Source organism: Streptomyces apocyni (assembly GCF_009739465.1).
Taxonomy (GTDB): domain Bacteria; phylum Actinomycetota; class Actinomycetes; order Streptomycetales; family Streptomycetaceae; genus Streptomyces; species Streptomyces apocyni.
On record NZ_WHOM01000036.1, the window covers coordinates 1 to 18421 of the forward strand.

The following is an 18421-nucleotide window of genomic DNA, read 5'->3' on the forward strand; positions in this document are numbered from 1 at the left end:
AGGCGCCGTCCAGCCGCCCGCCCGCCACGGCGTGCGCGACGACCGCGACGACCCCGAGTACGGCCGCGACCACGACGACGTCCCGCGCGGCGGCTGCCGTCGCCTCCCACTCCTGCTCGGCGCGCTGGGCCCTGCCCAGTTCCTCTCCCTGTTCGGCGAGTTCCGTGCGCCGCTGGTCCAGGGCGCCGAAGGCGAGCAGCTCCCGTAGCCCGTCCACCGCCTCCACGGCGTCCGCCGACAGCTTCGCCGCCGCGGCGCGGGTCCTGGCTCCGCGCCGGGCGCGCTCCCGTGCCCCGATCAGCGGGGCGAGGGCGAGGAGCAGCGCGGCGGGCAGGACGGCGGCCAGCAGCCAGGGTTCGGCTCCGGCGAGAACGACTCCGCCCGCCCCGAACACAGCTCCGCTGGCGAGGAGTTGGGCGGTGGTGTGGGCGTAGAAGAACTCCAGCGCCTCGACATCCGCCAGCGCGGTCGCCGCCAGGTCGCCGCTGCGCAGCCCGCCGATCCTGGCCGGGGCGCTGCGCGCGAGCCCGTCGAAGACCCGTACCCGCAGCTCGGCCAGGACCCGGTAGGCCAGGTCATGCGAGAGGTCCATCTCACGCCAGGTCGCCACCGCGCGCACCAGCACCAGCAGCGCCAGCACGGCGACGGTGGCCGCCGACGGCACGACCTGATCCACCACCGCCGCACCCACGGTATGCGCGAGCAGGGTCACCAGCGCGACAAGTGCCGCCTGATCGACAAACGCCGCGACACAGGTCCGCACCACCATCACCCGATGCCGCGACAAGGCGGGCAACAGCCCCCGTAGCGCCCCCGCCTCGGGCTCCCGGCCCGCCTCGGCCTCGGTGTCGTTGTCGCTTGGTCCGTTCACGCGGCTCGGTCTCCTTCGTTCGCCTCGTGCCCGGCGCGTACCAGCCGGGCGTACAGTCCCTCGTCCGAGAGCAGGCTGGTGTGGTCGCCGATGGCGTCGACGCGGCCGCCGTTCAGGACGACGATGCGGTCGGCGTGCCGTACGGACTCCAGACGATGGGCCACGACGATGCAGGTGCGTCCCGAGGCGGCTCGGAGCAGTTCACGGCCGATGCGGGCCTCGCGGCGTTCGTCGACCGCGCTGGTCGCCTCGTCCAGGACGAGGACCGGCGCGTCGGCGAGCAACGCACGGGCCAGGGCGAGGCGTTGACGCTGCCCTCCGGAGAGGGTGGCGCCGCGTTCGCCGAGCACGGTGCCGTAGCCGTCCGGGAAGGCGGCGATCTCGTCGTGTACGCCTGCCGCGCGGGCCGCCGCCGTCAGCTCGTCGTCGCTCGCGCCGGGGCGGGCCAGCCGCAGGTTCGCGGCGATGGTGTCGTGGAAGAGGTAGGTCTCCTGGGAGACGACGGCGATGTGGCGGCGCAGCGCGTCGAGCCCGTACGAGGCGACCGGCTCCCCGTCGACCGTCACCTCACCCCGCTGCGACTCCCGCCCGCGCAGCAGCAGGGCGAGCAGGGTGGACTTCCCGGCGCCCGACGGGCCGACGATCGCGGTCGTACGGCCGCCTTCGGCGGTGAAGCTGACGCCGTCCAGGGCGGGCCGCGCGGCGTCCGGATAGGTGAACCGCACGTCGTCGAAGCGGAGTTCGGGCGGTGCCTTCCAGTCGGCCGGACGCCGCCCGCTGTCCGCGATGTCGGGCCGCGCGGTGCGCAGGGCCGCGATGCCGTCGGCCGCCGAGACACCGAGGTATCCGGCGTGCCACTCGCGCGACAGGTCACGGATCGGGCGGAAGCACTCGGAGGCGAGCATCAGCAGCAGGTACGTACTGACGGGCGCCGCGTGCCCGCCCCCGGCCGCGACCGCCGCCAGCAGCGCCGCCGCCACGGTGCCGCCCTGTACGGCGAGGTCGGTCAGTCCGGTGTCGACCAGCGACACCCGCAGCTTGGCGACCGTGGCACGGTGCAGCGCCGCCGAGCGCCGCTCCAGCGACTCCCTGGTACGGCCCACCGCGCCCGCCGCGCGCAGCGATGGCATGCCTTGCAGCGCCTCCAGGTAGTCGGCGGCGAGCCCTTCGTAGGAGTCCCAGTGCTCCTTGCCTCGGCGGGCCAGCAGCCGGTCCCACCAGCGCGGCGCCAGCAGCGCCAGCGCCAACGCGGGGACCAGCGCGAGGAGTACGTACGGCTGGAGGACGCCGAGGGGTACAAGCAGCAGCGGCGGCACCAGGCAGGTGATGGCCAACTGCGGGAGGTAGCGGGAGAGATACGCGTCGACGCCCTCCACGCCGTCCACCAGCGTGGCCCGTACGGCGCCCGCCCTGGCGGTCGTCAGATGCGCGGGCCCCAGCTGTCCGAGCCGCTCCAGCAGAGCGTCCCGCAGCCGTACCCGGGCCAGCGCCCCGGCCCCCACCGCCACTCTGCGCTGGCGGCGCCCGAGCCAGAACCGCGTCGCGACCACGGCCAGCACCGCGCCGAGCAGCGCGGGCAGTTCACCGGTGGCGCCCCGGGCGAGTGCGGCCAGGGCGAGGGCCAGCAGTACGGCCTGCGCGAGGTGGGTCGCGGCGACGGCGCCGAGCAGCGCGGTGGCGGCGGTGAGCGGGCCGCGTACGGTGCGGGCCGCGGTGAGCAGTTCCCGGTGCAGCATCATGGGGTGCGGCCCCTTCCGAGGGCGAGTCCGTGGATGATCCAGTCCTGGTCGGTGGGTCCGCCGAGCGCGGCGCCGAGGTCGGCGCCCTGCCAGGACCCGACGGGGCGCGAGCGCAGACCCAGCGCGGTCGCGGTGACCTGGGCGAGCCCGACGCCGACCCCGGCCGCGAGGTGCTCTTGGCGCACCCGCACGGCGGAGGCGCCGCCGGGGCAGCCATACGCCAGCAGCACGGCTCCGGAGTCGGCCAGCCAGCCCTGGCGGGCCGCCCACACGGCGAGGGTGGGACGGGCGTCGCCGCGAGCCAGTGTCACCAACTCCAGGCTTTCGCTGGCGAGTTCGAGTAGTCCGGCGCGAGGCCCGCCGACGGCCAGACACCACCGCGTGCCGCGCTGCCCGGCCGCTGCCGCCATCACGGCTGCCAGCTCGTCGGGGTCGGGCACGCCGGGCAGCGGCGGCTGGACGCTACGGCGACGGAGTGCGGCGTCGACCGGTGGCAACGGGGCGGAAGGCCGGACCCAGGTACCGCCGCCTGCCCGGGGCGCTGCTCCGAGCAGCTCCAGGACCCGCTCGGCCGCACCCACCTCGTACGCACGGCGCGGCTCGGTCGGATACGTACGGCGCGAACCGGCACCCCGCAAGCCGACGGCGTCAGCATCGCCCGCCCAGGCGCGCAGCAGCGCGTCATCGGCCTCATCGGACGTACGCACCCCGCCGGGCGGCATGAAATGCACGGCTGCGAAAGGGTGCTCGGGGATCGCGTCCGGCCATCGCTCCTCCCGCGAACCCGGCACGGGCAGCCCCGCCGCGGCGGCGAGCAGCGCCGCGTCGGCGTCGAGGGTGAACCGCCGCGCCCCGGCGACGGCCAGCGCCGCCACCGCGTGACCGGCGTCCAGCAGCGCCATCGGCCAGGCACGATGGGCGTAATGGGACGCGGTGCGCCGCACGGTGACGGTCAGCACGATCACCGCGCCGTCGGCCACACCGGCAGGCGCGTGCCCACGTCCGTAGAGCCGGTGCCGGACGGGGTCGTACGCGTATCGCCCTGCCGGTACGGAGCATCCGGGCCCGGCCAGCACATGCGCGTTCACCGGGTGCAGGGCGCCAGCGGAGGGCGCCGGGCGGAGGCGCCCGTCAGCGTGCGCGGCGGCCAACGACCGGGTCAGAATCTGATCCAGATCCAGATCCAGATCAAGCCCCTCGCCCTGCCCCTGGTTCTGGCCCGCCCCCGCACCCAGCGCCACCACCGGACCGCCGTCGCCCAGACGCGTCACGGCAGGCCCCGCGGACGTGTCCGGGCCCGGCTCTTCGGTGGACCGCGCGCGGGTGAGCGCCGACCGCAGCGACACGTCGTCGTCCTCGGTCATCGCGCCGCTCACATGTGCGGTGGCGGCGTGAGCGTGAAGTCCCCTGGCAAGACCGGGACTTCACCACGCCACCCGCGTGCCAGCGCCACGTCCCCGAACCGTGGGCTGCCCAGGTAGGCGAAAGCGGCGGGCGCGTTCGGTATCAGATCGGAGACCAGAACGCGGGCAACCCGCAGCGGGGTCTCGGCGACGTCCTCGGTCGTCAGGTCGAAGGTCAGCACACGGTGGCCGCCGTCCGCGAGAGCCGCGTCCAGCAGCTCACGGCTGCCGGAAGCGACCGCGGCGACGCCGACCACACCCAGCGCCGGTTCGGTGAAACGCCGGGCGAGCGGGGCGACCCGCTTGTCCAGCCACACCTGGACATGGGCGCCCAGGTCACGCACGGCCGCGAAGTCCGTGCCGCAGTCGTCCAGATAGCGCCGGTCGCCCCGGTGGTCGAGGTAGAGGCCCCGGGCCAGCATGCCCGCGTCGATCGCCTTGAAGACCCAGCCGTCGGGGTCGGTGAGCCCCTGGGTGAACACCCAGGTGTGCACGGCTTCGAGTACCGCCTTGCGGGCCGCGTCGGCCGGGTCGTACCGGCAGGCGAACCCCGCCGCGTACAGCCCCCGTACCGGATCGCGCACCAGCGCGGCCATGCACGGCGCGAACTCGGACGGCATCTCGACGATCCACACATCCAGTCCGCACCCGGCGAGGTCGGCCGTCAGTCCGGGCACGCTGGCCGGGTCGATACCGCGGGTCGGCCCGTCCAGGTGCCACCACAGCTCCAGCGCGTCCCGTTCGACGACTTCGAGGAGTCCGCGCTCCACGGCGTCGTCCAGGCCCTGGCCGGTGGCGATCCCCGCGTAGTTGAGGTGGTGTGTGCGCGGGAGTGAACGCAATGGCCCCTGGCGCCAGTTGAGGTGGGTGAGGGCGACGGGCGCCCAGCACTCCTCGCTCGTGCCGTCCTTGGTGCGTTCACGGCCGCGCGCCCACAGGGCGGGGGTGTCCTCGGTGAACGGCCGGTACGGGAAGCGTTCCCTGGCGTGCTGCCAGTCGGCATAGCGGGGGAGCTCGCCGGGTCCGTACAACCGCAGCCCGCGTGAGGCGAGTTCGGCGGCCGTGGCGCGCACCGGCGCGTCCGGATGTCCGGGGGGCGGCAGCCGGTTGCCGCAGTAGCGTTCGACGGCCTCGGCTATCGCGGCGATCCGCGCTCCTTCGGGGTCGCCGAAGGTGGTGCCGAGGGCGACGCGGTCGGCGGGCCACAGCCCGAGCCGCCGGGCATCGGCCACATCGGCGGTCATCGCGGTGTAGCGGACCGGTGCACCGCTGGGGTGCTCGACGGGGGCGACACGGCGGACGACACCGCAGACGGGGTCCACCAGCGCCTCTGGCGGCAGCGCGGTCATCGGCATATCTCCTGTACGGGGTGCACGGCGTGGGTGAGGTTGCGGGGTGGTGCGACGGGGAGCAGCAGCGCGCTGGCGGCGAGGTCGACGGTGCGCTCGGACGCGAGCAGCCGGGTGGCGGTCAGCGGGTCGGCGCCGGTGTGCGGGTTGCGGGCGTGGGCGGGGAAGTGGTGTCCCGCGATCTCCAGGCGCAGCCGGGTGCCCGCGGGAAGCCGCCGGGCGAGGTGCCCGAGCGGAACGGTCACCTCCGAGCCGACGCCCGAGGCGACGCCCGAGCCGACGGCCGAGGCAACGCCCGAGCCAACGCCCGAGTCGCTGCCCGAGGCAAGGGCCGAGCCGACGCCCGAGCCGCGTCCGCCGCTCGCTCGGCGCACGACGCCGGTGGCCAGCGGCGCGGCCACATCATCGACGGTGAGCGCCACCAGCCGTACGACCCAGTCGGCGCAGTCGGTGTCGGCCGTCACCCGCAGCCGTGCCTCGGCCGGGCCGAGCAGGTCGAGCGGGCGCGGCAGCGGTGCGCCGACCAGCAGGCAGCGGTCGGCCGGGCCGGTCCGGGGAACCTCCAGATCGTCGGAGCGCACCGGGAGCCCCGGGTCCGCGCGGAAGGCGGGGCCGCGCAGTAGCCGCATCCCGTCCAGCGAATGCACGGCCGGGACAGCGGCCAACTCATCGGCGGAAAGCCATAGTTCGCTCCCGCCGAGGGCGACGGCTCCCGCGCGCCCAGCGTCGAGCCCACCCTCCAGCGCCGCGCGCGCCCAGTCCACGTACAGCTCACCGATGCGCAGCCAGTGCGCCGCGCCCGCCTCGCTGCCGGGCTCCGCGGTGAGGCCGTGGCCCCAGGGTCCGAGCAGCAGCCGCGCCGGGCCGTTCCAGCCGCGCCACAGGCGCAGGGTGTCCTCGGCGAAGGGGTCGTGGGTGCCGCCGACCGCGAGCAGGGGCGGGCAGGGGGCGGGCGGCGGGGCGTAGTGCTGCCGCTGGCTCCACAGCCCTGCCCAGGAGGGCAGTTCGCGGCCGATGCGGCGCGGCAGGTCGCGTACGGGGAGGTGGGCGAGGAGCGCGGGGTCATCGGCCAGCGCCTTGGCGAGGGCGCTCTCGTCGGAGTCACGCCGGTCACCGTGCGCGGCCCACCATCCGGCCCGCGCGAACAGCCGCTCAGGGCCCGTCTGTTCGCGCGCGGTCTCGGCGGCGCCCAGCGCGGGTACGGCGGCGATGACGGCATCGGCGCGCGCGGCGCCCGTACGGCCAGTACCCGGGGCGTCACCAGCGATCGCGAGGGCGCAGTGCGCGGCATAGGAGGCGCCGCACGCCACGACCCGCCCGTCGGACCAGGGCTGTCGGCGAATCCACTCCAGCGCGGCGGCCCCGTCCTCGGCCTCGGCCCGGTAGGGGTGCCACTTCCCGTGTGAGGCGTGCCGCCCCCGTACGTCCTGCGCGAGTGCGGCGAACCCGCGGGCGGCCCAGCCGCGCAACTCGGCGCGATGGCGCAGCCGGTCGTAGGGCGTGCGGATCAGGACGGCGGGGAAGGGGCCGACGCCGTCCGGGAGTTGGAGGTCGGTGGCGAGTCGCGTTCCGTCCGGGGTGGTCAGGTAGCGGGTGTTCATGAGACGGGCAGGGGCGCGGCCACGACGGGCAGGGGCGCGACGGGCAGGGGGGCGACGTCAGGAACCGGCAGCACCGTGTGCTCACTGACGCGCGCCTGACGCAGGTCGATCAGGCGCAGCCGACGGGTGGCCGGGGCGCCCTGCGCCCACGCGGTGAGATCGGCCGCGAGGTGGGCGGCGACCAGGTGGCGGTGTACGGGAGTCGGCGGGAACGGCTGCTCGGTGCGACGGCCCTCCCAGTAGGCGGCGAGTTCGCGGTGCGCCGGGGTCGCCGCCAGGCGGCGCGCCCGGACATGGGCGGACGTCACGTCGCCGGGACCGGCGGCGAGGGGTTCGATCCACACCTGGAAGCCCTCGCGGTGGCAGCGCAGCCAGCCGACGCCTCGCTCGGGCAGCCGGTCCGCGGCGTCCCACAGACCGGGTGGTACGGGCTCGTCGTGGCACCAGACGACGGCCGCGGCTCCGCCGGCCTCCGCCGCGTCGACGACCTCGTCCGGGGCGACGGTGCGCGGCTCGGCCGCGCACTCGGCGAGCAGGGCGGACAGTGGTCCGGTGAGGGCGGGTTCGCCGGTCAGCAGGATGACGCGCCGGTCGAGCGGCCAGGAGGACGCCCCTTCGGTGTCACTCCGGTCCGTTTGTGTGGCCTCGAGGTAGCCGGCGCGCTCGAACGCCCGGACCAGGGCGGCGAGTTCGACATCGTCGTCCACGCCGCCGCTCCCACCCGCGAGCCGGTCCCGGAGCCGCGAGGCGGCGACGGTACCGGTGTCGACCCACAGAAACTCACCATCGGGCGTACGGACCGCGCACCCGCCGTCCGGCACGGCGACGAGGCTCACTCCGGGCGCGAGGTGACTGCGCGTCATGTCTGGTGTCTCCAAGGGGATAGCGGGTCGGGCGGTCGGGGGTCCGGCGGTCGAGAACGGGACGGGCCCGCCCGGAAGAAGCGTTCCGGGCGGGCCCTGGAGTGGCTTACTCCTCGCCGTCGTCGAAGGGGTTCTCGACGAGCGCGTTGGAGTGGGTCGCGGACAGGTGCGCCAGCTGGCCCTGCTCGGCGATCGGGGTGAACACCTTTTCCTGGTCCATGAGTTGAGCCCTTCCTTGAGATTGCGATGGGTGTGGCGGCTCCGGCCGGGGCCACACGAGAGACAGTAATGAAAATGATTGTCATTTTGCAAGTGGTAGCGGGTGATCTGGGTAACACACCGGCCAGCCACCCTCCGGATCACGTCCGACCCGCCCCGCCACGCCCAGCACGTCAGCCAGCAGAGCGGGCGTCACCACCTCGCCGGGCGGCCCGTCCGCGGCCACCCGCCCGCCACGCAACGCGACGATCCGCTCCGCGAAACGAGCCGCGTGCGCGAGGTCGTGCAGCACCATCACCACGGTGAGCGCCCGCTCCTCGCGTAGCCTCACCACGGTCTGCAGGACCTCCAGTTGGTGCCGCAGATCCAGATACGTGGTCGGCTCGTCCAGGAGCAGCACGGGAGTGTCCTGGGCCAGTGCCATCGCCAGCCGTACCCGCTGGCGTTCGCCCCCGGACAGCGTGTCGACACCCCGCGCCGCCCAGTCGGCCACGCCCGCGTCGACGAGCGCGCGGCGGCTGGTCTCGTCGTCGCCTTCGCGCAGCATGCCGAGGGGGCCACGGGTCGCGTAGCGGCCCTGCCGTACCAGTTGACGTACGGTCATGCCCGGTACCGCTGGCGCGGACTGGTGCAGCAGGGCGACGCGCCGGGCCGCCGCGCGCCGCGAGAGGCGACCCAGGTCGTCTCCGCCGAGCAGGACGCGCCCCGCGCTGGGGCGCAGCAGCCCGGCGGCGAGCCGCAGCAGGGTGCTCTTGCCGCACCCGTTCAGCCCGACCAGGGCCAGCAACTCGCCATGGGCGACCCGTAGATCCACGCCGTCGAGGACGGAACGCCCCGGGTAACCGAAGCGAACCCCTTCGACGGTGATGGCATCACCGGTAGCCGTTGCCGAAGCGGTAGCCGTTGCCGAAGCGGTAGCCGTTGCCGCAGAGGGAGGCGGTGGCGGGGGCACGGTGGCCTCAGCCTGGTCAAGCTGCTGGCTCTCCCCCGCGCGGGGTACTGCGGAATGCGTCATGTCAGTCCTCTTCGATTGGTCAGGGGCGCCCTCAGGGACGCGACAGGGGCACCCGGCGCACCACGATCAGGAGCAGCGCCGCCCCGGCGAACGTGGTCACCGCCCCGGTCGGCAGAGTCAGCCGGTCCATGTCCAGCACCACCGTGAGCACCCGCGACGCGCCCTGCGCCACGGCATCGGCGCCGCACACCACGGTCGCGCCGAGCAGTGCGGCCCCCGGCAGCCCGATCCGCAGATCCGCGCCGAACAGCGCGAGCGCGACGTGCGGCACCAGCAGCCCGACGAAACCGAGCGCGCCGACAACGGACACCGCGCCCGCGGTGAGGGCGACCGCGCACACCAGTGCCACCGCACGGGCCCTGCCGGTCGCGAGGCCCACGGCCGCGGCCTGTTCGTCGCCGCAGCGCAGCAGGGTGAGCGGTCCGGCGAGCGCGCAGGCGGCCGCCGTCCAGCACAGCGCCCAGGGCCAGATGAGGTTCCAGTGGTCCCAGACCCTGCCCTCGATGGAACCGACCAACCACTGGACCACACTGCCCAGTTCGCCGGGAGCCACCAGGAGCACCATCGCGGTCAGCCCGGTGAGCACCGCCGAGACCAGTACGCCGTGCACGGCCGTCTGTTCCGGGTCGCCCCGGTCGCGCCCGGCCAGTACCCACAACAACCCGGCTCCGGCGAACCCGCCCACACAGGCCGCCACGACGACAGCCGCGGGCGACTCCCATCCGGCGAGCCCGAGCCCGGTGGCGGCCACGGCCCCGAGTACGGCACCCGGGGTAACGCCGGTGACCTCGGGCCCGGCCAGCGGATTGCGCAGAGCCGACTGCAGTACGAGACCGGCGAGCCCGAGACAGGCCCCGGCGACCAGCGCCACCAGCATCCGGGGCAGCCGCAGTTGCAGCACGATATGCCGCGCCGTGTCGTCACCGCCGCCGAGCAGCACCTGCCACACTCCGGCGGGCGACACGGCACGCCCCGCGACCAGATCAGCCACGACGGCGACCAGCAGCAGCACACCGACCAGCACCATCCGACGCGCCACGGCCGGACCGCCGCCGTTGTCCCCAGCGCCGCCGTCCACGCTCACCGCGCTCACCGCGCTCTCCGGCCCCGCCTCACACCCAGCAGCAGCCCTCACGTCACTCCCCCGTCCACCAGCTCCTCCGTACGCACCCCCGCGCGACCCGCGTCCGACGACGGCTTCTTCCGTTTCTTCCGTTTCTTCCGTACGCGGTCACGGGTCCGCAGCAACGCCACCCCCACGGGCACCCCGAGGAGCGCCGTCCACGCCCCGACCGGTATCTCGGTCGGAGCGAGGGCCAGCCGCGCGGGAACGTCGGCGATGGCCACCACCGCCGCGCCGCACGCCGCCGACCAGGGCAGCCAGCCCACCGCGCCCACGTCGGGTCGAAGGCGGCGGGCCAGGTGCGGGGCGAGGAAGCCCACCCACGCGACCGGGCCACAGACCGCGACGACCGGGGCGATCAGCACCACGGCGACCGCGAGCGCGGCGATCCGGGCGCGGTGCACCCGTACCCCCAGGGCCTGCGCGTCGTCGTCACCGAGCCGCAGTACGGCGAGCACCGGCGCGCACAGCACGAGCGCGGGCAGCGCGATCAGCAGCCAGGGCCACAGACCGGTCACGTCGTCCCAGGTCCGGCTGGACAGACTGCCCAGCAGATAGCGGTAGATGAGCTGAAGGTCGAGCTGATCGGCCATCACCATCAGGACCAGCAACGCGGCTTGGAGCGCGGCGGCCACCGCCGCACCGGTGAGCAGCACGGCAGCCGGGCTCCGGCCGAATCCCGCGGCCAGCAGCGTGAGTCCCCCACCGAGCGCCGCTCCCGCGATGGCGAGAAGCGGCTGCACGGCGGCCGGGATCGCCAGCGCGAGCACCAGGGGCGCGGCGACCCCCAGCGCGGCGCCCGAGGAGACGCCCAGCATCTCCGGCACCGCGAGGGGGTTGCGTAGCGCCTCCTGGAGAACCAGGCCCGCGGCGCCCAGGCAGGCCCCGGCGACCAGGGCGAGCACCAGCCGGGGCAGCCGCAGCTCCCCCACGATCACGCCCTGGATGCCACCGTCCAGCAGGCGGTGCGGGGGCACCACGGGCGTGCCGAGACACAGGGCGCAGAGCGCGACTCCCAGCAGCAGCGCACCCAGCGAGATCGGCAGGGCAGCCGACCGGGCCCGTGGCCGGACACTTTCCTGGGCACCTGGCCGGGCGCCTGGCTCGGCCGTCACTTGAGCGCGGCCGTCGCTTCGTCGAGGACGATCGAGAGCGAGCGGGTGCCCCGGCCCTTGGCCCAGACCTCCGGGTCGACCTCGAAGACCTGGTCGTTCTGAACGGCCGGAATCCGCTTCCACAGCGGGTTCTTGGCCAGCTTGTCGGAGAGCTGACCGTCTGGTTCTCCGAAGGAGAGCGTCTCGACGAACAGCACGTCGACGTCGCGCGCGATGATCTCCTCAAGGCTGTACGTGCCTTCGACGCCGCGGCTCTTCCACGGGTAGTCGGCGATCTTCGGGAAGAGTCCGGCGGCGACGTCGGTGCCGGGCGTCGCGACGCCGAAGTTCTCGTCGCTGCCGTAGATGACGAGCGCGGTCTTGTCGCTCTTGTTCGCCTCGGCGTCCGCCAGCTTGGTGCGGAACTTCTTCTCGGCGGCGACGGCTTGTTCACCGCGCCCGGTGAGCGCGGCCAGGTCCCGCTGGTAGGCGACGCTGTCCTGCCACGAGTCCGGCTGTACGGGCCAGAACGTGGTGGCGCCCTTGAGCGCGGGTGCCAGCTTGCCGTGGGTGTCCTCCAGACCGATGACCAGGTCCGGCTTGTGGGAGAGGATCGCCTCGACCTCGGGGCTGAGGAAGCCGCCGGGGATCACGGGGATCTTCCCGGCCTCCTTCTTCCCGAGGAAATCCTTGTGGGCGAGCAGGGCCGAGTTGGTGGCGACCGGCTTGAGGCCGAGCTCGGTCAGCATGTCGTCGCAGAGGGCCACCAGGCAGACGATCCGCCGCGGTTCCTTGTCGGTGCTGACCTTGACGCCCTTGACGTCGGTGATCGTGCGCGCGGGCTTCACCGGCTGGACGGCCGCGGGTGACTTCGTCCCTGTGGCACCGGCTTTGTCGGCGTCGTCGCCACTCTCCGTGGACTGGTCAGTGGCGCCACAGCCCACCAGGAGGGTTCCCAGGACGGCTGCGGCTGCCCAGCGGCGTACGCGCTTGATCGAGGTGCGCGGCATCGGCGGCTCTTTCGTTCTCGCTTCCGGAGCGCGGGCAGGAGTGCGGGCACCGGCACGCGATGACGCGGCGGGCGCGGAGGGGCGCTCCGATGATCCCCCCGAGGCCCTCATTTACACATGATAATCATTATCAAATCAAGTTCAGCGTCCCCGCCCGGAAGGAATCCGCACCCATGAACTCCGCCGCAGCGACCACCCCTCCACTCCCCTGCCGCCTGCTGGTCGCCGACCAAGTCGCGGGATCCGTCCACCTGTTGAGCCTTCCCGACGGCCGTACCACGGCCCGCCTCGACGGCCGGCACCTCGCCGAGCACGCCGGGTTCCTCGCACTGCCCGGGGACCGGACGGCATTCGTCGACGACCGGGCGGGCGAGTTGGTGGTGCTCGCCCCGTTCGCCGACGAGCCGGTGGAGTCGACCACCGCGGTGGCCGTGCCCGCCGAGCATCTGGCGGCTGATCCGAGCGGGCGGCGCCTCGCCGTGAGCACGGGGCTCGGCCGGAACTGGGAGGCGTGGAGCGATCTCCTGACCGTCGTCGACCTGGCGGCCGCGGGCGGACCGAGCGCCGTACGCGTACGTACCAGGGTCGGCGAGCCGGGCGTCACCGTACTCGGCACTGACGACCCGCACGTCGTCCTGCGCCACCGCGAGCCGGGCACTCTGACCGCCTACCGGCACACCGAGCTGATGGCAGCACCGCCCGCCTGCCCGCCAGTTGAGCCGTACGCCGCGCTGCCACTGCCCGGGGACGGGCACGGGGACGCCCAGGACCCGCTGCACCAGCGGCTGTTCGCGGCGACCGGCGAGGGCGTGCATCGGGCCCGTGTCGCACCGGACGGCGGGCTGATCGCCGAGGAGCCGTTGGACTGGAGCGGTCCCGGGCGCGGCTACTACCTGCGGCTCGACCCGGTGCGGCGCACTCTGTGGTCCTGCGTACGTGGCGGCCCGCCGGAGCCCGAGGCATGGCCCGAGTGGACCAACCACGCCTGGTGGCACCACCTGGACACCGGCCGCACCGGACGACTCGACCTCGGTCCCGGCCTGGTGTTCCGGCTGGCGGTCGCCGCGCGGCGGGTGGCGTACGCGCGCGTGCACCCCGACGGCGACGAGCTGATCCTGCTCGACGCCACGAACCCGGCCGTGACCGCCCGGATACCCCTGCCCGCCATGGACGGCGCGCCGAAGCCGGGCGGGACTCCTTGGGACGGGGTGCAGCGCAGGGCGATCGCCGCGTCTCCGGGCGGCCCGCTGGTCGCGGTGACCCGGGGCGGACACGGCGAAGTCCATCTGGTGGACACGGACCGGCCAGACCACCACGAGATCCTGACCGTTCCCACTCCCCTGAACGAGGGAGGCCACCTCACCCTCGTCACACGCGACGACGATGCCCACCACGACCCCGTAGGCCGCTAGGCCTCTAGGCCGCCAGACCCTCAAGACACGTAGGGCCCCACCGCACAACCGCGGTGGGGCCCACCCCCATGGGATCACCCGATCACCCGAGCAGCTGATCACCCATTCGGCTCACCGACGGATCAGCCCATCAGTCGACACTCGGCAGGATGTGCGGCTCAGCGAGATCGTCCTCGTACCCCGCGAGCCGGATCGGCGCCGACCTGGACCACACCTCCAGGCTGCCCATCCGATCCGTCCCGGGACCGCCGTGCTCTTGGCGTTCCTTTGGGCGCTGATCGCTCTTCGTCTTCTCTGGTGTCACCGCGCACTCCTTAGGTGTCGTGTAACCCTCGGACGTACCGACACGGCCTGCCGCTACCGGGTCCAGTCGCCCCGAGGGGTGGAGCAAAACCAGTGCGGACACTGTGGCGCCGGCAACTTGTGCGGGACTACACCGTGGTGACCGGCTTTGCCCCGTAACGGACCGTGGGTGTGGGTGGGACCCTAATACGGCTGTCCGTCCGGTACAGAGTAACCAAATGAGCGGTGCTGCGCTCGATAGGGCCAAAAACTGACCTGACCTTTACACACCGCCTGACACACCACCTCACGCTCCTTCGTTCCATGGTGTGCGATTGAGAGGGCTGGCGCGCCGTCTAGGATCGATCCGTTCGCAGGTGACCCGGCGCTGCCACCCACCTTCCAGGTCGACGGCAAGGTCCCGGACGCCGGACAGGAACTTCAGCTCAGCGCCCGCTTCGCGGGACACACCGCGTCGGACGGCATCCGCTGCCGGATCTTCGTCGATGGCCAACTGGTCAGCGTCCAGCGGGCAACCGGTCCCGACTGCAGCGTGCGGTGCCGGTACCGGCTCCCCCGGCCGTGACGTGATGGTTTACCAGTTGGCGGGCGCGTAGTCCTTGAGGAAGACGCCGTAGAGGTCCTCGCCCGACTCGCCGCGGACCACCGGGTCGTAGACACGGGCCGCGCCGTCGATCAGGTCGAGCGGGGCGTGGAAGCCCTCTTCGGCGAGGCGCAGCTTGTCGTAGTGCGGGCGTTCGTCGGTGATCCAGCCGGTGTCGACCGAGGTCATGAGGATGCCGTCGGTCTGGAACATCTCCTGGCCGCTGGTCCGCGTGACCATGTTCATGGCGGCCTTCGCGGCATTGGTGTTCGGGTGTCCCGCGCCCTTGTAGCCGCGGCTGAAGACACCTTCCATCGCCGAGACGTTGACGATGTACGCGCGCCCGCTCGACGCCTTGCTGGCGGCAGCGGCCATGGCCGGGCGCAGCTTGCTGATCAGGATGAACGGCGCCGTGTAGTTGCACAGCTGGGTTTCGAGGAGTTCCACCGGGGAGATCTGCTCGATGGACTGCACCCAGGTGTTGGTGTCCACGACATCTGGAACCAGCCCGCCCGCGTCGATGGCGGTGCCGTCGCGGTGCCGGGCGACGCTGGCGTGGCCCGCGACCAGCGCGAGGTCGGCCACCTTCTGCGCGTCGAGGCCCGTGACGCCGGCGGGGAGCGCCGCGAGACCGTCGACAGCGCCGGAGTTGAAGGCGCCGATGACATGGTGGGCGGGGAGCTCACCCGCTGGCAGCGGAGCGCTCTCGCCGTCGACCAGGGCGGCGTAGGCGGACGGCAGCCGACGTACGGTCTGCGTCGCGTTGTTGATCAGGATGTCGAGCGGCCCCTGCTCGGCGACCTGCTCGGCCAGCGCCACGGCCTGGGCGGGATCGCGCAGATCGATGCCGACGACCTCTAGGCGGTGGAGCCAGTCGGCCGAGTCCTCCATGGCCTTGAAGCGGCGGATCGCGTCGCTGGGGAAGCGGGTGGTGATGGTGGTGTGCGCGCCGTCGCGGAGCAGCCGCAGCGCGATGTACATGCCGATCTTGGCGCGGCCGCCGGTGAGCAGGGCACGCTTGCCGGTGAGGTCGGTGCGGGCGTCGCGGCGGGCGCGGTTCTCGGCGGCGCACTTCTGGCAGAGCTGGTGGTAGAAGGCGTCCACCTCGACATACCGGGTCTTGCAGATGTAGCAGGACCGCGGGCGCTGGAGTATCCCCGCGATCTCGCCCGCCACGGACGAGGACGGCAGCAGGCCCTGGGTCTCGTCGTCGATGCGCTCGGCGGACCCGGTGGCCGTGGCGTGGGTCACCGCCTTGTCGTGGGCGGTCTTGGCGGCCCGGCGCTCCTGGCGGCGGCGCTGCTTCACGGTGCGGTAGATGCCCGCGGTGGCCCGGCGTACGGTGATCGCGTCCGGGTGGTCGACGTCCAGCTTGTCGAGCTCCTCGAGTACGCCGAGGCAGACGGCCAGACGCTCCGGGTCGATTCCGGGACCGAACTGCTGGCTGTCTTCTGCCACCGTCATCGCCGTGTTCCTCGTACTCAGTCGTGCGCACCCACGCGCCGTGAAGTTTCCAAAGTGGCAACTTTACGTAGGCGAGGGTGTCCACGCCAAACCGCTCAGGTCCCGGCCTCCTCGGCGACCTTGATCAGTTCGGCGAGTTCGTCATGCAGGGCCTGGGCGAGCCGGTCCAGGTCAGGGACGGCCTCGGCGTCGGCGACCAGGCCGTAGTGGACGAAGCCGCGGTACGTGGACACGGCCACCGCGAGCGACTGGCCGCGGGCGAGCGGGGCGAAGGGGTAGACGGCGGTGAGGGGGCAGCCGCCGAGCCGCAGGCCCAGACTGGGCAGCGGCACGCTGGTGACCAGGATGTCGAAGAGCAGCCGGGCCGCCTGGGCCACGACGGGCCCGCCGAGCCGGTGCCCGAGCGGCGGCACATGGTCGGCGAGGAGAGCCACGGCGCCCGCGCCACGGTTGGGTCCGGCGTCCTTGTTGTGGTCCATGGCGGCGCGTACGGTCCGCAGCCGGGCCAGCGGGTCCGGCTCGCCGACCGGGAGCCGGATCAGGTAGCCGGAGAGGCGGTTGCCGGTCGGGCGGTCGGCGCGGGTGCGGCGGCGGGCGACCGGGATCAGGGCGCGCGGGGCGAGGCCGTCGCTCGGTTCGCCGCGTTCGTCCAGCCAGCGGCGCAGCGCGCCCGCGACGACCGCGATCAGTACGTCGTTGACGGTGCCGCCGACGCTCTTGCGGACGCGGTGCACGTCGTCGATGTCGAGGACGGCGCCCGCGGTGCGGCGGGTTCCGGTGGCGTCCGAGACGAGGGCGGGTGAGGTGCGTACGCCCCAGGTGGCGCGGGCGACCGAGGTGCCGATCTCCAGGGCCTGGCTCACCTCGCCGATGCCACGGCCCACCTCGTCGATGCCGCGGCGCAGGAGGCCGGGCAGGGCCAGCGGGTTGGGCAGCCGGGGTCCGGTGGACTCGGGCGGCTCGGGTGGTTTGGTGGTGCGACGGGGCGCGTAGCCGGTCGTCGCGGGCTGCGGATCGAGTACTCCGGCCGCCAGGGTCAGGGCGCGCAGGCCGTCGGCGAGCGCGTGGTGGAACTTGAAGAACACCGCGAAGGAGGTGCCGTCGGCGCCGGGCAGCACATGGGCCTCCCACGGGGGCCGCTCCCGGTCCAGTGGCCGCTCCATCAGCGCCCCGGCCGCGGCGTGGAAGTCGTCGACGGCCCAGCCGAGCCGGACGTGGTGGAGTGGGTCGAAGTGGGCCACCGGTTCGCGTACGGCGCTGCCGACCGGGACCATCACCCCGCGGATACGCATGCGCAATCCTGGCACGTCGGGGGCACGGGCGGCGAGCAGGTCAGCGGCCTGCCGGGCGCTGGTCGCGGAGCTGGCGGTGAAGACACCGAGCGCCGCCAGGTGCATGGGGTGCTCGGCGGATTCGATGTTCCAGAAGGCCAGGTCGAGTGGTGCGAGGAGATCACCGGTCATATCGCCAGTCATAAGGAACTCTCGCGTCGACGACAGTTGACTCCAGCAGTCAACAGACCTTTGACAACTACGGTCAAGTAGTGACAGAACACGTAGCGTTACGGCCAGATTAATCCTTGTTTCGCCAGTTGTCCCGTCACGGGTCCCCCCGGTCAGCGCGCCGCCCCGGCCGCTGGTCAAAGCAGCAGTCGCCGCACAGCCCGCCACCAGGGGCCCGGTAGTACAGGCAGCAGCTACGCCGCCGGAACGCCGTGCCGCGCAAAGTGCCGGTGCCCTGTAGCTCCGGGGTGCTCAGCAGCTCGGTGGCCAGCGCGAGGGCCCGCGCCCCCACATCGGGGCGCCCCTCGCGGCGTGCCCAGCGGTGCAGCTCGCGCGCCGCCCCGGCCAGCGCGGACCCGGCGTTCCCCCACAGCAGCCGCTCCGACACGCGGTACTCACGCCGCAGCGCCGCGCCCAGCGAGGCCAGGTGAGCGTCCAGGACCACCGCCTTGAGCCGGTCGACAGGCAGGGCCCGCACCGCGTCGAGCCACAGGTCGTCGGGGCTGCTGGCGTCCGGGTCCCAGCGAAGCCGTACGGGGTCGAGGTCGGGGACCTGGTCGTGCAGCGCGGCCGCGCCCAGCGCCACGGACCAGAGCCTGGCCGCCAGTCCCAGCTGGGCCACGGACACCGCGATCCGGGTCTCCGGCGCGCGCAGCCCCGCCCGCACCTTGGCCACGCGCAGCCCGAGCGGCTCCGCGCCCCCGGCATACACTTGGGCGAGGGGTACGGCGCCACCAGGCGGCACCTCCGTACGCAGGGCGAAGAACCCGCCGACCGACGCGATTTCCCCGAAGTCCACTGCTGCCCCGCCATCCCTGCCGTGCCTGCCACGCCTGCCACGCCTGCCATCCGCTGCGCGTCTGTCGCAGT

15 protein-coding genes and 1 pseudogene are annotated in these 18421 nt (G+C 73.3%); 1 reads left to right on the forward strand and 15 read right to left on the reverse strand.

Annotated features, from left to right (window positions below; all coding sequences use genetic code 11):
• The 11 genes and pseudogenes from GCN81_RS03720 to GCN81_RS03765 all read right to left on the reverse strand — a co-directional run.
• Positions 1–871, reverse strand: an 871-nt coding sequence (locus tag GCN81_RS03720) for an ABC transporter transmembrane domain-containing protein (RefSeq protein WP_267904550.1), incomplete at its 3' end; no start/stop codon positions are given.
• Positions 868–2610, reverse strand: coding sequence for an ABC transporter ATP-binding protein/permease (locus GCN81_RS03725; protein WP_156721993.1), 1743 nt, complete (start codon positions 2608–2610; stop codon positions 868–870). The genes GCN81_RS03725 and GCN81_RS03720, both read right to left, overlap by 4 nt.
• Positions 2607–3974, reverse strand: coding sequence for a nitroreductase family protein (locus GCN81_RS03730; protein WP_156721994.1), 1368 nt, complete (start codon positions 3972–3974; stop codon positions 2607–2609). Before GCN81_RS03730 ends, GCN81_RS03725 begins: the two co-directional genes overlap by 4 nt.
• 8 nt (positions 3975–3982) lie before the next feature.
• Complete coding sequence (locus tag GCN81_RS03735) at positions 3983–5362, reverse strand: YcaO-like family protein (RefSeq protein ID WP_156721995.1); 1380 nt, start codon at positions 5360–5362, stop codon at positions 3983–3985.
• On the reverse strand, positions 5359–6963 hold the full coding sequence (locus GCN81_RS03740) for a CocE/NonD family hydrolase (protein ID WP_156721996.1): 1605 nt from the start codon (positions 6961–6963) through the stop codon (positions 5359–5361). Before GCN81_RS03740 ends, GCN81_RS03735 begins: the two co-directional genes overlap by 4 nt.
• Positions 6960–7826, reverse strand: a complete 867-nt coding sequence (locus tag GCN81_RS03745) for a hypothetical protein (protein ID WP_156721997.1) — start codon at positions 7824–7826, stop codon at positions 6960–6962. Before GCN81_RS03745 ends, GCN81_RS03740 begins: the two co-directional genes overlap by 4 nt.
• Before the next feature lie 106 nt (positions 7827–7932).
• A complete protein-coding gene (amiA, locus tag GCN81_RS32675; RefSeq protein ID WP_267904559.1) occupies positions 7933–8046 on the reverse strand; it encodes a streptamidine family RiPP in 114 nt (37 codons plus the stop codon).
• Between the two features lie 68 nt (positions 8047–8114).
• A pseudogene (locus GCN81_RS03750) lies at positions 8115–8913 on the reverse strand (ABC transporter ATP-binding protein); the annotation flags it as partial.
• Between the two features lie 178 nt (positions 8914–9091).
• On the reverse strand, positions 9092–10087 hold the full coding sequence (locus tag GCN81_RS03755; protein WP_156722346.1) for a FecCD family ABC transporter permease: 996 nt from the start codon (positions 10085–10087) through the stop codon (positions 9092–9094).
• Positions 10088–10191: 104 nt separating this feature from the next.
• Positions 10192–11229 carry a FecCD family ABC transporter permease gene (locus tag GCN81_RS03760; protein ID WP_156722347.1) on the reverse strand — a complete coding sequence of 346 codons (1038 nt, stop codon included), beginning with the start codon at positions 11227–11229 and terminating at the stop codon, positions 10192–10194.
• Positions 11230–11294: 65 nt separating this feature from the next.
• The gene (locus GCN81_RS03765) at positions 11295–12287 is read right to left on the reverse strand and encodes an ABC transporter substrate-binding protein (RefSeq protein WP_156721999.1); all 993 of its coding nucleotides are present in this window, start codon (positions 12285–12287) and stop codon (positions 11295–11297) included.
• 173 nt (positions 12288–12460) lie between these two features.
• Between GCN81_RS03765 and GCN81_RS03770 the strand changes: the two genes are divergently transcribed.
• Entirely contained in the window at positions 12461–13699 is a 1239-nt protein-coding gene (locus GCN81_RS03770; RefSeq protein ID WP_156722000.1) for a hypothetical protein, read from the forward strand.
• A 130-nt stretch (positions 13700–13829) separates the two neighbouring features.
• On the opposite strand, the gene GCN81_RS31715 is transcribed toward GCN81_RS03770, so the two are convergent.
• From GCN81_RS31715 to GCN81_RS03785, 4 genes are all read right to left on the reverse strand, one after another.
• The gene (locus GCN81_RS31715; protein WP_197287462.1) at positions 13830–14003 is read right to left on the reverse strand and encodes a hypothetical protein; all 174 of its coding nucleotides are present in this window, start codon (positions 14001–14003) and stop codon (positions 13830–13832) included.
• A gap of 573 nt (positions 14004–14576) precedes the next feature.
• Entirely contained in the window at positions 14577–16049 is a 1473-nt protein-coding gene (locus GCN81_RS03775) for an SDR family NAD(P)-dependent oxidoreductase (protein ID WP_156722001.1), read from the reverse strand.
• A gap of 95 nt (positions 16050–16144) precedes the next feature.
• On the reverse strand, positions 16145–17512 hold the full coding sequence (locus GCN81_RS03780) for a wax ester/triacylglycerol synthase family O-acyltransferase (RefSeq protein ID WP_156722002.1): 1368 nt from the start codon (positions 17510–17512) through the stop codon (positions 16145–16147).
• A 136-nt stretch (positions 17513–17648) separates the two neighbouring features.
• On the reverse strand, positions 17649–18350 hold the full coding sequence (locus GCN81_RS03785) for a (2Fe-2S)-binding protein (RefSeq protein WP_156722003.1): 702 nt from the start codon (positions 18348–18350) through the stop codon (positions 17649–17651).
• Positions 18351–18421: the final 71 nt, after the last annotated feature.